Consider the following 13,027-nt stretch of genomic DNA (forward strand, 5'->3'; position numbering starts at 1 on the left):
CGGCCACCGCGCCGGGCGAGGATCGCTTGGTTTGTTCACCTGCCGGGCCGACAGCGACCCGGACATGGCCGTCGCGCCGATCCTCGCGCTGCTCGGCGGCGATGTCGCCCTCAACGGTCGAGTTCCGCGTCTTCCGCTACCGGCGTCCATCGCCGCCTAGACCGCGACCGATACGACGAAGGGCCCGCAGGGACGACGACGCTGTGGGTGAATTCGGGCCATGCGTGCCGTGCATATACCCGTCGCGGCTGGATCATCTGCTGCGTACGGCTGGGGCCAATGCCGTGCTCGTCGAGGTGCGTATCGAACTCTGCATGGAGCGTGGGCTCGAAACGGTGCCCGGTCCTCCCGGCCGTGCCAGGGCCTCACTCCGTCGATTTTGGCCTGCTTGGACCGCTACTGAGAGAACTCCCGGTTAGGTCGGCTCGCTCCCGTTGGAGCCGTCGGATTGTGTGACCAGACGGCGGACGGCGCTGGCGTGGGGGTCTCCGAGCGGATCGAGGATCTGGAGTGCCTGCTGCCAGCAGCGCTGGGCGTCATCGGCCTTGCCGGTGGCCTCAAAGGTGTCACCGAGGGCGGCGAGGGTGAGTCCTTCGCAGCGTCGGTCGTCGAATCTGCGGAAGAGCTTCAGGGCCAGCTGATGCTGGTTGAGGGCCTCGTCGTGGTGGCCGATCTGCTGGTAGGCCAGGCCGAGGGGGTAGGAGGCCCAGGCGACACTCCATTGGTCGTTGATGCCGTCGAGGATGGCAACTGCTTGCTGGTAGTGGGCGATGGCGGTGTCGAATTGTCCGCGGGCGCGGTGGCAGTTGCCGAGGCTGAGTAGGGACATGGCTTCGCCTCGGGTGATGCCGTGGTGGCGGAACACCTCCCGGGCCTGCTCGTACAGGTTGAGGGCTTCTTCCAGGTGTCCGAGTTCCTCGTGGATGAGGCCCTGGCCTCGGAGGCTGAAGCCTTCGACCCAGTGGTCGTTGACGTCGCGGCTGGCGTTGGCACCTTGGCGGTAGCAGTCGAGGGCGGTGTCGCGTTGTTCCATTCGCCAGTAGGCGTCGCCGAGGCAGCGGAGGTTGGCGGCTTCGCCAAGGCGTGACCCGGCGGACCGTGCGGCGCGGAGGCCGGTGAGGTGGATGTCGCGCCAGTCTGCCCAGTACGACTTGAGTTCGAAGAACCCGTCGCTGACGACGGGCAGTTGCCAGGCGATGTCGTGATCGCCGAACTCGTCTGCCTGCCGGATGGTGTCGAGGAGATTGAGCCGTTCCCGCTCGAACCAGGCCATCGCCTCGGCCACGGTGCTGGGTGGGGCGAGTGGTACGTCGGGTCCGGCCGGGTCAAGGGCGATGGCGTGGGAGTAGGGAAGGATGACCTTCCGGCCTTCCTCTGCCATCCACAGGTACCAGGTGTAGACGCGGCGTCGTGACTGGTGTTGTTGTTCGGGGGTCTCCTCGGCTTGCGCGCGTTCGAGGGCGTAGGCGCGCAGGAGGTCGTGGAACAGGTATCGGTCGCGGGCGGGGTTCTGCACGAGATGCGCCGCAGTGAGCTGGTCGAGGAGGTTACGGGCCCGGGGGATGCTCACGCCAACGATGGCTGCCGCTGCGGCGACGCAGATGTCGGAGCCGGCGTGCAGCCCGAGGAGGCGGAAGAACCGCGCCGTGTCCTCGGGCAATGCCTGGTAGGACCAGGAGAACACGGCTCGGACGTCGGAGAGTTCGTCATCATCGACGGTGAGGGCGTCGAGCTGATGGTCGACAAGCGCAAGGTCGGCCACGAAGTCGGTGAGGGTGGCGTAGGGGGTGTTGGCGATGCGCTCCCCGATGATCCGCAGCGCGAGCGGGAGGTAAGCGCAGCGGCGGGCGAGTTCGGCAGCGGCCTCTGGCTCGGCGCTGACGCGGTCTCCGCCGATGCTGTCGCCCAGCAGCGTGATCGCTTCGTCGGGGGACAGGACGTCCAGGGTCATCCGTGACGCTCCTTCCCGCGCGACAAGGCCGGAGAGGCGACTGCGGCTGGTGATGATCGTCATGCAGGTCGGTGTGGCGGGCAGCAGCGGCCGAACCTGGCCGACCGTGGACACATTGTCCACCACGACCAGAACACGCTTGCCGGTCAGGACGGACCGGTAGAGAGCGGCGCGTCCCTCGGTTTCGGTCGGGATCTGCTCGGCCGGCACGTGCAGGGCACGCAGGAACGTGTCCAATGTTTGTCCGACGTCCAATGCCGGTCCCGGTCCGTAGCCACGCATGTCGACATAGAGATCGCCGTCGGCGAACCACCGCCGGACCCGGTGCGCCCAATGCACAGCCAACGCGGTCTTGCCCACACCGGGGGCACCCGCAATGGCCGCGACGATCATCGACCGGCCGCCCGCAGCCGTGCCGTCGGCGGGCAGTGCCGCGTCCAGTCGGGTGAGGGCCTGCTCGCGGTTGACGAAGCGGGTCGCGTCGAGGGGCAGCTGACGAGGCGGAGGAGTAGGCGGTCCCGCGCGCCCGAACAGGTTGATGCCACCGTGCACCGTTCCGGCTTGAACGACAGCTTCGGCATCGCCGGACGACTCGTTGTGCGCGGTGGGCACGCTGCCTCCTCCCCGACGAGCGGCGGATCTATGGAGAGCTGGGTTGGAGCTGGACTGCGTACGCCCGGTAGGGGATCGACGCGGAAACGGCGGCGTCACGCCAGAGGTTGGCCTGCACGATCTTCTCCGGCTCGCTGATCAACTCGCCGGAGACGAACCGGCCCTCCTCGTCGTAGTACATCGCCACGAGCTGAGAGGAGTCGAATAGCCAATAGTCGTAGCGAGGTAATGCAGCCGGCCAGTCATCACCGGAAACCACGATGAGGCGAACGTCCTCGCCCGCCTCGACCGTGTGCTCGTAGGCCCAGCCGCATTCGAACCGGACGTAGTCCGACAGCGGCTCAACGACGACATGGACCCGGTGCATGCGCTTACCAGCCGATACCGCAGCCCGCACGGTGTCGCACCAGGCAGCGATCCCGGGAAACTCCCCACGGGACTCGCCCGCCAAGAACCGGGCGAACTCGTCCTGCTCGTACGATACGTCGTACCGCTGAAGCGTTTCTAACCGGTAGGCCGTATACCGGAAGTCGCGGAACAGTTGGTTGAACTCGGCATCATCCAGCGACGTGAACGATCGGGTCAACCTCCCTCACCGCTGCCCGGACTCGCGGTAACGCTCGATCGCGCCGAGCACCACTTCGGCAGAGATCCGCACCGCGCCCTCACCGGGCAGAACATTCTCCAACTCGCCGAAGGTGTCGCCGTCGACCAGGGGCCCCTGGACGACCAGCTCTCCACTGTCGGCGAGGTAGATCGTCGGGCAGCCGTTGCCACCCGACCCGGGATCCTTGTAGAGCTGGGTCAACTTCACCGCGACCTCCTTCGCGAATCACACGGCCAACAAGCGCCGTCGGTGAGGACATTAGTGCGTAGCGTAGCGGCTGAACAAGGCGATATCGTCTATTCGATCTTGGCGCATCGGGGCACGCGCATCACCGTGCGTGCCCCGTCCGAAGACCCGGCGAGTGCGAATCGGGTACCCCGAGAGGGGCCATCTCGGTTGCGCTCGTCCCTGGGGCGCCGGGGCGGGGCCAGGGCACGGTCCCGGCGCGGGGTGCGGTCAGAAGGTGATCGTGAGGGTGGTGTCGAATCGGCTGATGTCGTCGTGTCTGGCGGGTCGGGTTCCTGCGCGGTGGCCGGTGACGGTGGGTTGGTTGGGGCGGCCTGCGGTGTTCCATTGGTCGAGCAGGTTGGTCAGGTCGGTGGCGAGCGTGTTGGCGTCGGGTCCGTGGGCGATTGCGCCGAGTTCGTGGTGGCCGTCGCCGGTGTCTTGGAAGGCGAGGTAGGCGATGGTGCCGCCGTGGTAGATGGCGGCACCGGCCCATCGGTAGGCGGGGGTGACCAGTCCGTTGGTGCGGGCGGTGTCGCCGACGCCGAGGCGACCGAACGGCGTGTTGGCGTGGACGAGGAGCCACAGGTCGAGGTGGCCGATCGGGTCGGCGTCGCTGACTTGGATGCCGGTCCAGCGTTCGAGCCGGGGGTGGCTCAGAGCCTTGGCGAGGGCGGCGCGGTCGGGTTGGTCGGTGGCGTCGAGTTTGAGGACGACGTCGGTGTCGAGGCGTACGTGGTGGTCGGTGTGTTCGGTGCTGCCGCGCATGGGGACGAATCCGCAGACCAGCGGCGTCGTGGTGCTGACGAGCTGGTGGGGGCCGGTGCGGTCGAAGGCGAAGCAGCGGGTCAGGCCGCTTTCGTGTACGCGCAGGGGTACGACGATGCGGCCGTGGTCGGCGAGTTGTTCCCACCAGGCGGCGGCAATGTCCCAGGCTCCGGCGGTGACGATGATCCGGTCGTAGGGCGCGTGGTCGGGGTCGCCCAGGGCTCCGTCGCCGCAGACCACTGCGACGGTGTCGTAGCCGGCGTGGCCGAGGCTGGCGCGGGCGCCGTCGGCGAGGTCCTGGTCGAGTTCGATGGTGACGACCGTGCCGCCGGGGCTGGTCAGCTCGGCGAGGAGGGCGGCGTTGATGCCGGTGGCCGCGCCGATCTCCAGGACGCGGTGGCCGGGTTGAGGGGCGAGTTGTTCGAGCATGTCCGCGACGAGGCTGGGGCTCGACGCTGACGACAACGCGGCACCGCTGGGGTCTCGTTTGGTGACGATCTGGCGGCGGGTGTAGACGGTGTCCAGGTCGAGGCCGGGGAGGAACTGCTCGCGGGGGACCGTGCGGAAGGCGTGCGCGATGGGGGCGGAGCGGATGTGGTCGCGCTGTTCGAGCGTGCTGGCGAGTTGTTCGCGCAGCGTCGCGGCACTGGACGTTGCTGGTGCGGTGGGGGAAGTGTTCACTGCGTTGACCCTACTGTCGATCTTGGTGGCGGTTTGGTAGCCGGATGGGGTGTCGAAGGGGTGGTGGAAGGTGACGGTCACGGCGGCCGTCGCGAGTAGCCAGGTGTCTGCGGCGGAGATGCCGAGCCGGTTGAACAGGAACAGAAGGTGGTGGGTCAGCACCTCGCGTAGGTTGCGGGTCAGCGCGCTGTGCCGGTCGAGGAAGCCGAGCTCCGCGCCTGCCTGCTCATGGGCTTTCGGCCATTGCGGGGTGACGGCCAGTGGGCTTTCGGCCGTGTCGTCGGCTGCGGTGATCAGGCGCTGCACCGCCGCGATGAGCCGTGGGCTCGGCGCGGGGGCGTTCGGCTGGTGCCGGCAGGAGGCGACAAGCCGCCAGACGTCGACCCACTGTCCGAGGCCTCAGGGTTCATTATTTTCCACTCGCGGCGTCAGGATTGACATGAAGGTGGACCCGTGAATGTTCTAGGAACACTCGGCGCTCACGGAAAGGCTGGAGGTTCCGAACCGCTGAATGAGAATGATTGGGATATATCGGTTCCAGATCGCCTGGGTGGCCCGCTGGCGAGGGTCGATTTCTTCTGGTGGAGAGGCTGCGCCCGGCCACCGCGCCGGGCGAGGATCGCAACTGAGGTTCCCCGGTTCGCCGGAGGGTCTCCATCAAACCCGGTGGGGAACAGACCCTTCGACCACATCCATCGATTGACGTGAACTTCCCCTCTGAAGTCCTGCATGGGTGAAGACGCCACGCAGGATCCGCCGGAACCAGGGAATCCTTCTTCTCTGCGTCTCCGACTACTGCTCCGACGTGATCGCTTATGCCCGCATGGTTCAGCCGACCTTGACATCGCTGGTGGGTGTCAAGGTCGGCTGAACCGTGGCCGGTGGTGCCGTCAGCGTGTCAGGGACGGGGTTCGTCGTTGAGCTGATCGACGGTGAACAACTTGCCCGGCGACATGTTCACCATTTTCAGCTCTTTGTTCGAGTACATGTAGTCGGTGGGCAGCCTCATGGTCCAGAGCAGTTGCCGGGGTTCGTTGGCAGTTGGGCCGCTGGTGTCCACGGTTTCTAGCAGCTTGCCGTCCCAGTAGATGCCGATGGTTCCGTGGTTGGGACCGCGCTCGCCGAACAGGGAGATACGCCGCCCTCCCTGTGTCAGGTAGGTGACGTAGTCCCCCTCCTGCGCCGTGGCGTGGATGTCATTGTCGTAGTCCCCGTAGGGCCGGTTGCTGGAGTAGGCCCACCCGCTGCCGACGTACCTGAGATACCCGGGCGTGTTGTCGGGGATGCCAGTGATGGAACTGTTGACGTAGTGGGTGAGCGTTGCGGTGGACGGGGCCGTGGTCGTGGTGCCCTCGTACACTGCCCGCAACGAATTCGTGTAATTGCTGATCATGTTGGCTGCCAGGACCACATACCTCGCCTCGGCGAACCCTCTCGAAGTCTCCGTCGGCAGGACGGTCCCCAGCTTCCGGGTCCCGTGGTAAATGGTGATCGCTCCGAGTGGCTGCTGGACCGGTGCACCCGTCGCTTGCACCGATGCCACCAGGGTGATGTTCTGCCCTTGGCCGGTGGGGACGTCGTCGGTCCGGTTGCCGAATTCGAAGATCCGTAGCTTGATTGAGGTCTCGGCCCTGACCACCTGGCTCAAGACGGCCGTGGCAGGGCTGCTGGACGTGGAGCCAGAGTACGATGCCCGGATCTCGTGCGTGCCCACCACCCAGGAGGTGTTGGGGACGGCAGCACAGATGGCCCTCCCGTCTCGTACCGCGATGTCCCGGCAAATCGTGACGCCGCCCAGGGCGAATGTCATCGAACCGGTGCTCACCGCTGGAGTGACGGTCGCGGTGAAGACTGCCGGACTGTAGTAGGTACTCGGGTTGGCCGACGAGGTGAGGGCCACTGTGGAGTAGTAGCTGATCCGGACTCGTCCGTTGCCGGAGTTCACGCCGCGTCGGTAAGTCGCGGAAGCCGACGCCTTGCTGCTGCCACCGCCGCCACCGCCGCCGCCGCCGACCTGCCAGGCGCCCTGCCCGCCGTTGCCGCCGCCACCGCCGTACCAGCCGCCGCCACCGCCGCCACCCCCACCACCGGTACGCGCCATCGCATCAGTGCTCAGCGAGCACACGGCGATCTGGATGCACTCCCCGTCGTTGCCCTGCCCCGGGCCGGCGACTGCCGCGCCGCCCTCGAAGTTCGGTCCCTTGCCGCCGGCGGTCTGCCCGCCGCCCTTGCCGCCCGAGCCCTCGTACGAGGATCCGGTCTCCCGGAACCCATCTTGACCGGATCCACCTGCCACGCTGTCGCCGCCGCCACCGCCGTAAGCGTCGCTGTCCCCTCCGAAGATGCCGCCGCCGGCACCCCCGCCACCGCCTCCACCGGCCGCGACGATCAGCTTCGTGCCGTCGGCGCTCCGGATATCGGACGCACCGCCACCGCCGCCGCCGCTGGCGGGCACCATACCGTTGCTGCCACCGCCCCGGCCGCCGCCGTTGAAGCCGCCGTCGGCCCAGCCGCTGCCGCCGCCCTGCGCCGTCGTCCCGTCCGCGCCGGAACCACCCACGGTGATCGTGAGTCGCTGGCCGGGGGTGACGGCGACATCGTCGATCACCTGGGCGCCCAGACCACCCGGCGCGCCGTGGGTTCCGCCCCGGCCCCCCTGCGCGCCAGAGATGTCGAACTTGATTCTCTGGGCACCGGCGGGCACGACGAAACAGTAGGTTCCCGCCGCCGTGTAGTCGGTGGCCGACGAACAGTCCGCCGCCGAGGCCGACACCGGGGCGATGCCCACCAGGACGGCGCCGCCGAGGACCAGACCCAGTCCGCCGGCCGTCAACCTGAGGTGATTCATCGGTGTCTCCTTCGTACTGTGCGTGCTCAGTGTTGTCACATAAAGTTCTACGGCGGCCAGGCCGACAGCACCCTGGGCGAAATTCCTAGTCCGTGACGAGGGGCTTCCTGGGAGGCGACGTGCGGTTGTGGCACGAGGACGTGAGGCGTCGGCTCGACGAGGCGCTGACGTCGGCCCGTTCAGGCCGCAGTACCGTGATGCTCATCGAGGGGGAGCCGGGCAGCGGCAAGACCACGCTGCTCGACGAATTGGCCGAACGCGCCGATGGGTTTCGGGTGCTCGCCGCCGAGGGACTGCCCGGGGAGTGCTTCGCCTACAGCGTCCTGCTTCAGTGGGGCGTCGACCTGCCACATGACTCACCTGGCGGGCCGATCGCGCCGTTTCTCGCGGCGCAGCGGCTGCGCGAACATCTGAACCGAGTCGCGTTCGACCGACCGGTGCTGCTACGCGTCGATGATCTGCAATGGGCCGACGACGAGTCGATCAGCGCGCTGTCCTGGCTGGTCGGTCGGGCCACCGACGACCAACTGCTCGTCGCGGTGGGGGCTCGACCGGGGTTGCGCGGTGCCGCCCCGCGCTGGCAACGGCTGCGCACCGGCAGCGGGCTCTTCGTGCGAATCGAGCTCAGCGGGCTGTCGATCGACCAGATCGAGACTCTGCTGACGGCACGTGGACAAAAGCTCTCTCGCGACGCCGCAGTCGCGCTGCACCGGCACACCGACGGGAATCCGCTCTACGTCACCGCGCTTCTCGACGAGCACGATCCGGCCGACCTCGCCGCCAGGCAGTCGCTGCCTGCCCCGGCCGCCTTCGCCGCCACGGTCGCCCAGCGTACAGCGCGGCTAAGCGAGCCGGCGTTGGCGCTGCTGCGGCTCTGCGCGGTCTGGGGTGCTGACTGGCACTCTCTGCGCGACGTCGCCGGGTTATCCACCGCCGATCCTTCCGAGGCGATCGAGGCGCTCGTCGAGCAGGGGCTGCTGGCGGTTCGCTCGGAGCCGGGCGCGGTCCGGGTAACGCACGCACTGGTTCGCGCCGCCGTCTACGAGCAGACGCCGCTTGCGCTGCGGCGCGACCTGCATCACCAGATCGCCAAGGTTCTTACCGATCGTGGCGAGGTGCTCGGCCAGCGGCTCGCGGCCTCCTCCAGCTATGACGACCAGTTGGCCGGTGACCTCGACGCGTACGCCCAAAGCCTGCGCCGACGGCGCGCCTGGCAACGGTCGGCGCGGTATCTGCGGGGCGCGAGCGACCTCACGACCGACCCCGGGCATCGGCGCCGCAGGCTGCTGGAGTCATTGATGGATCATGCGTTGTCGTCGGATCCGGCGGTCGTGCACGCCGAGCTGGCCGGGTCGGACGGAGCGGACGATCCGGCGGCGTTGGTAGTGCTGGCGGTAATTCGCCTCGCCGCGCACCAGTTCGAGGAGGTGGAGGGCATGCTCGGGCGGGTGCTGCACACCCCCGGTCTGGACAATCTCACCGCCCACCGGGCTGGTGTGCTGCTCGCCTTCGCGATGCTTCGCACCAGCCGGCCGGCCAGCGAGGTGCATGAGGTTCTCGGGGCCGCGGAGGACCTGGGTATCAACGATCCCTGCGTCTTCTACCACGCCCGGTTGGTGCGCACCATGGCCGATCATCTTCGGATGTCTCCAGCTCAGCAGTGGCGGACACTGGACCCCGCGCTGTCCGACGCCGCCGCCGTGCCGGTCGAGGCGAGTTACGAGCTGGCCCGGCGCGCGATCGTCGCGGTGCGGGCCGGCCTGTTCGACATCGCCCGTTCCGATCTGCAGGAGGTGATGCGCCGATTCCGCGGCGGTGAGCTCACCGGCGCTGACGGTCGCATTCCGCTCGGGCTCGGTTTCGTGCAGTGGCTACTCGGTGACTGGACGAACGCCCGGATCTCGATGCACCTCGGTATGGAGCTCGATCCGGATCCGGTCTATCCGTTGTACCTGCTACTGGGCGATGGGCGCTTCGACGAGATGGATCGGGCGATGGCCCCGCTGGTCGAGCAGATGCGGCAGGGCCGCGCAGCGGGCGATTCGAACCTGACCCACCTGATGGTGTTACGAGCCCACGCCGAGGGCGACCGCGACCGCATGCGCGGGGTCGGGCGAGCCGAACTGCCGAGCATCGAGGCAGTTTTGGCCGGGTCGTACCGCCCGACGGCGCTGTGGCTGCTCAGTGCCGGCGTCGCGGCGACCTGGGCCGGCGCGACCCACCACACCCGCACGTGCGCCGAGGAACTGGTGCGGCTCGACCCGTTGCCCGCCTGGGCGCCAGCGTGCGCGTCGTGGCTGCGAGCCCTGGCCTCCGAACAGGAGGGCGACGTACCCGGCGCCGTGCGCGCGATGGAGCCGGCTCTGCGCGACCCAGGGATGAACCTGCCGCTGTTCCGCGCCCACATGCACGTCGACCAGGCGCGGATGGTCTCCCCTGACAGAGCACGGCCATTGCTGCAGGAGGCGCTCACCGCCTACCGACGGCTCGGCGCCACCCCGTACGTTCATCAGATCCGGCAGCGCCTCGCCGAGCCCGTACCGATCGCCGCGCCAACGTTCGTGGTCACCGACCGAGAGCGCGACGTGCTGAGCCTGACCGTCTCCGGGATGAGCTACGCACAGATCGCCGACGAGCTGTTCATCACGCGAAAGACGGTGGGGTACCACCTGTCCAACCTGTACGCCAAAGTGGGCGTGACCGGCCGGCACGAGCTGGCCGAACTGGCCCGCCGTCAACCCGAGCTCTTTCGCCCGGTGCCGGCCTGACGCTCAGGACGGCACCGCCAGCAGCCGGGCGTCGTCCCACGGACTACTCGACCGGATCACCAATGCGATGCTCGTCGACGGCAGCCAACCCGGCGCCGAGATCATCGCGCGGATCGGATCGCGGACGTCCACGGTAGTGACCAGTGCGGTGCCTCGACCCCGCATCCGCCAGCGGACGGTCTGCCAGAGGAACCGCCCAGCAGCCACCGAGTCCGGACGATGCCAGGCCCACGTCACCGACAGATTCCGCATGACCCCACCGGCGCCGACAACGCCGAGCGCACGACCGGCCAACCGCATGGCGTACGGCATGGCGCGTACCCGCATCTCCGAAAGCCGTGCCTCGTCGATCACACCGAGCCCGGCCAGCAGCCGGCCCCGACGGTCCGTCACTACCACGTAGGAGTTTACCTCCGTGATGTCCCCGACCGCAGTCTCCAACCAGGCGGTCAACTCCTCACGGCCCGTCACCGGCGCCACCCCGAAGTCCCGGTAGCGCCGTTCAAGCTCCGCCACGATCGTGTCGAGGTCATCGCGCACCGCCGCCCGGACGGTCCAACCACCCCCGCCCCCTGGCCGGGCCCGCCGCATCGGCACCGGCGTGACCCGCAGGTCCCCGGTGACTCGCGACGCCCACCACTCCGCGTTCGCCATCGACCCGGCGTTGCCCCGCTGGATGGTAGCCACGGCGACCACCCCCGGACCGCGCGCCTCGACGCGCCGTAACCGGAAATCGGTCATCGCCCGAGCCACCCCTTGCCGCCGGTAGTCCGGGTGTACGGCCAGCCCGTGCAAAAACCCTACCTGCACCACCTGCCCGCCGATCCGCGCCCGATCGAACCGCACCCACCCGGACCCCACGAGCCGCCCGTCAGCCTCTGCGATCACTCCGACGCTGTCCGGATGCCGGGCCCGCCGTACATCAGCGGCGGGCACGTGGTCGCGGATGGTGAAGGCGACCCGGCCCCCGTCGGCGACCTGCTCACGCAGAGCCGCCAACGCCGCCTCGTCCGCCTCGACCCGCTCACGAACCTCGAACTCAACCACACCATCAAGCTATCGGACGGCGGGCAGCCGACACCTCAACGCTCAAACCGCCGAATCGCATACTCCGATCGAGTTCGTCGACTGGGGCGCATCGTGGCACTTCGAGCACAGGGGGATAGGTCGGCCCATAGGACATGACGGACGTTCTTCAGGTAACTCTCCGATACGCTCCCAGTGAGCCGCTCCGGGTAAGCCTTCGGTCCCCGGGAGTACTGTCCGGGATGATAGGTGACGTACGGGAATCGCCCCGATGGGCGTGATCAAGGTGGGCAAGGACGCGGAACTCCGATACGAAGTGGTCTTCTCACGGATCAACTTCACGGAGCCCCGCGCCGACCATGAGTATCACCTACACCGCCACCCTGCCGGTACGCGACCGGACCGTGTTCTACCTGTCGAAGCTGGTGCACGCCGAACGGCAGCGCCGTGCACCCGCAACAAGCGGCGCGCGCTGAGCTGTTTCCAGCAGTCCGTGCTGTTCCTGCGCTGGCTGTTGGACGGTACCCGGATGCGCCAACTTGTCGCCGACAGAAAGATCAGCCTGTCTGCCGGTGACGACAACCTGCACGAAGCCATCACGGTCCTGGCTGCAGGGGCATGTCTTCGACTGCTACTCCCCGACGCCGGCGAAGAGCGTGCGAGGCGTGTGGAGCGGGGTTGACGACAAGATCGCCAGCGGGCAGACCCAGCGAGTGGCGGTCAACCTCCACGACTGGCGCGGCGATCTCGCGGCGTTGCAGAAGCAGTTCGACGGCTGGCCGATCGCAGGGTTGAAGGAACTGGTGGCGGTGACGCGCAGCGGGGCGATAATCCAGATCCTGCGACGAGACTGAAGGGCTATCCATGGCGACCGAGTACCGCTTGACGCTGGCCGGCGACGTTCCGCTCGATGTGCTGGCCGGCGTCGTCGCTCCGGGGGTGTCGAGGAATCGGCGGTGGGCGCATCTGATTGCGATCGGCCCGACCGGTGTTATGGGCCGATCGGCGGCAACCAGCAGGTTCGGCGGTGCGACTACCCCACGAATGGTCGGCACATGTCTAACCATGGCGTGGCGGGGGTAGCACACCGAGCACCGCCCCCCGCCACGGTGGCGAGCAGCAGCACACCGTAGGCGGTGCCGCTGTGACCGTCGTCGAGATCCTCGGCGAACGCCGGCATCGTCGACTGCAGGGATGCGCCGACGAAGAACGACCTGAGGCAGAGGGTGAGCGGCAGGTAGAACGTGACGTTGAGCAGGATGCCGGTGCTGGGCCCGAGCAGCAGCAGTACCGAGCCCACCACCGGTCCGCAGAGCTGTCCGAGGCTGCGGAAGGTGGCATTGAGGCGTACCGCGCTGGGCAGTTCGCCGGGTCGGCTGAAGTCATACAGCAGAAGTTTTTCGGCGGGTCCCCACAGCGCGCCGGCGCAGGCCATGCAGCACGAGCAGCACGGCTGCGTGCCAGATCTGCAGGTATTCGACAACGAGGAGGATGCGGGCTGCTTTACCAACGTCCATCCCCGGGTTCGCATTATCGACCTC

General features: G+C 68.0%; 8 protein-coding genes and 1 pseudogene. 2 read left to right on the forward strand and 7 right to left on the reverse strand.

The genetic code is table 11. From position 1 onward, the window contains the following. Positions 1–415 precede the first annotated feature (415 nt). The 5 genes from B5D80_RS03950 to B5D80_RS34740 form a co-directional block, all read right to left on the reverse strand. Positions 416–2,563 carry an ATP-binding protein gene (locus B5D80_RS03950; RefSeq protein WP_088642392.1) on the reverse strand — a complete coding sequence of 716 codons (2,148 nt, stop codon included), beginning with the start codon at positions 2,561–2,563 and terminating at the stop codon, positions 416–418. A gap of 28 nt (positions 2,564–2,591) precedes the next feature. Beyond that, positions 2,592–3,149 carry a DUF6879 family protein gene (locus tag B5D80_RS03955; protein WP_088642393.1) on the reverse strand — a complete coding sequence of 186 codons (558 nt, stop codon included), beginning with the start codon at positions 3,147–3,149 and terminating at the stop codon, positions 2,592–2,594. Between the two features lie 6 nt (positions 3,150–3,155). Then, positions 3,156–3,377, reverse strand: coding sequence for a hypothetical protein (locus B5D80_RS03960; RefSeq protein WP_088642394.1), 222 nt, complete (start codon positions 3,375–3,377; stop codon positions 3,156–3,158). Between the two features lie 249 nt (positions 3,378–3,626). Continuing rightward, the gene (fxlM, locus tag B5D80_RS03965) at positions 3,627–5,150 is read right to left on the reverse strand and encodes a methyltransferase, FxLD system (protein ID WP_245854217.1); all 1,524 of its coding nucleotides are present in this window, start codon (positions 5,148–5,150) and stop codon (positions 3,627–3,629) included. Positions 5,151–5,742: 592 nt separating this feature from the next. Next, positions 5,743–7,692 carry an Ig-like domain repeat protein gene (locus tag B5D80_RS34740; protein ID WP_158224113.1) on the reverse strand — a complete coding sequence of 650 codons (1,950 nt, stop codon included), beginning with the start codon at positions 7,690–7,692 and terminating at the stop codon, positions 5,743–5,745. A gap of 119 nt (positions 7,693–7,811) precedes the next feature. On the opposite strand from B5D80_RS34740, the gene B5D80_RS03985 reads away from it, so the two are divergent. Beyond that, positions 7,812–10,460: a helix-turn-helix transcriptional regulator gene (locus B5D80_RS03985; protein WP_158224114.1), complete on the forward strand. Its 2,649-nt coding sequence runs from the start codon at positions 7,812–7,814 to the stop codon at positions 10,458–10,460. A gap of 3 nt (positions 10,461–10,463) precedes the next feature. On the opposite strand, the gene B5D80_RS03990 is transcribed toward B5D80_RS03985, so the two are convergent. Then, the gene (locus B5D80_RS03990; RefSeq protein WP_088642398.1) at positions 10,464–11,507 is read right to left on the reverse strand and encodes a GNAT family N-acetyltransferase; all 1,044 of its coding nucleotides are present in this window, start codon (positions 11,505–11,507) and stop codon (positions 10,464–10,466) included. A 587-nt stretch (positions 11,508–12,094) separates the two neighbouring features. Here B5D80_RS03990 and B5D80_RS33275 point away from each other — a divergent pair. Continuing rightward, a pseudogene (locus tag B5D80_RS33275) lies at positions 12,095–12,340 on the forward strand (CdiA C-terminal domain-containing protein); the annotation flags it as partial. A gap of 179 nt (positions 12,341–12,519) precedes the next feature. Here B5D80_RS33275 and B5D80_RS04005 read toward each other — a convergent pair. Beyond that, complete coding sequence (locus B5D80_RS04005) at positions 12,520–12,921, reverse strand: hypothetical protein (protein WP_205789132.1); 402 nt, start codon at positions 12,919–12,921, stop codon at positions 12,520–12,522. Positions 12,922–13,027: the final 106 nt, after the last annotated feature.

The sequence above is a fragment of the Micromonospora wenchangensis genome, assembly GCF_002210435.1.
Lineage (GTDB): Bacteria > Actinomycetota > Actinomycetes > Mycobacteriales > Micromonosporaceae > Micromonospora > Micromonospora wenchangensis.

Excerpts from the sequence above, each read along its gene's own strand:
- B5D80_RS04005 (WP_205789132.1), bottom strand. The coding sequence starts at position 12,921 with ATGGCCTGCGCCGGCGCGCTGTGGGGACCCGCCGAAAAACTTCTGCTG.
- B5D80_RS34740 (WP_158224113.1), bottom strand. The coding sequence starts at position 7,692 with ATGAATCACCTCAGGTTGACGGCCGGCGGACTGGGTCTGGTCCTCGGC.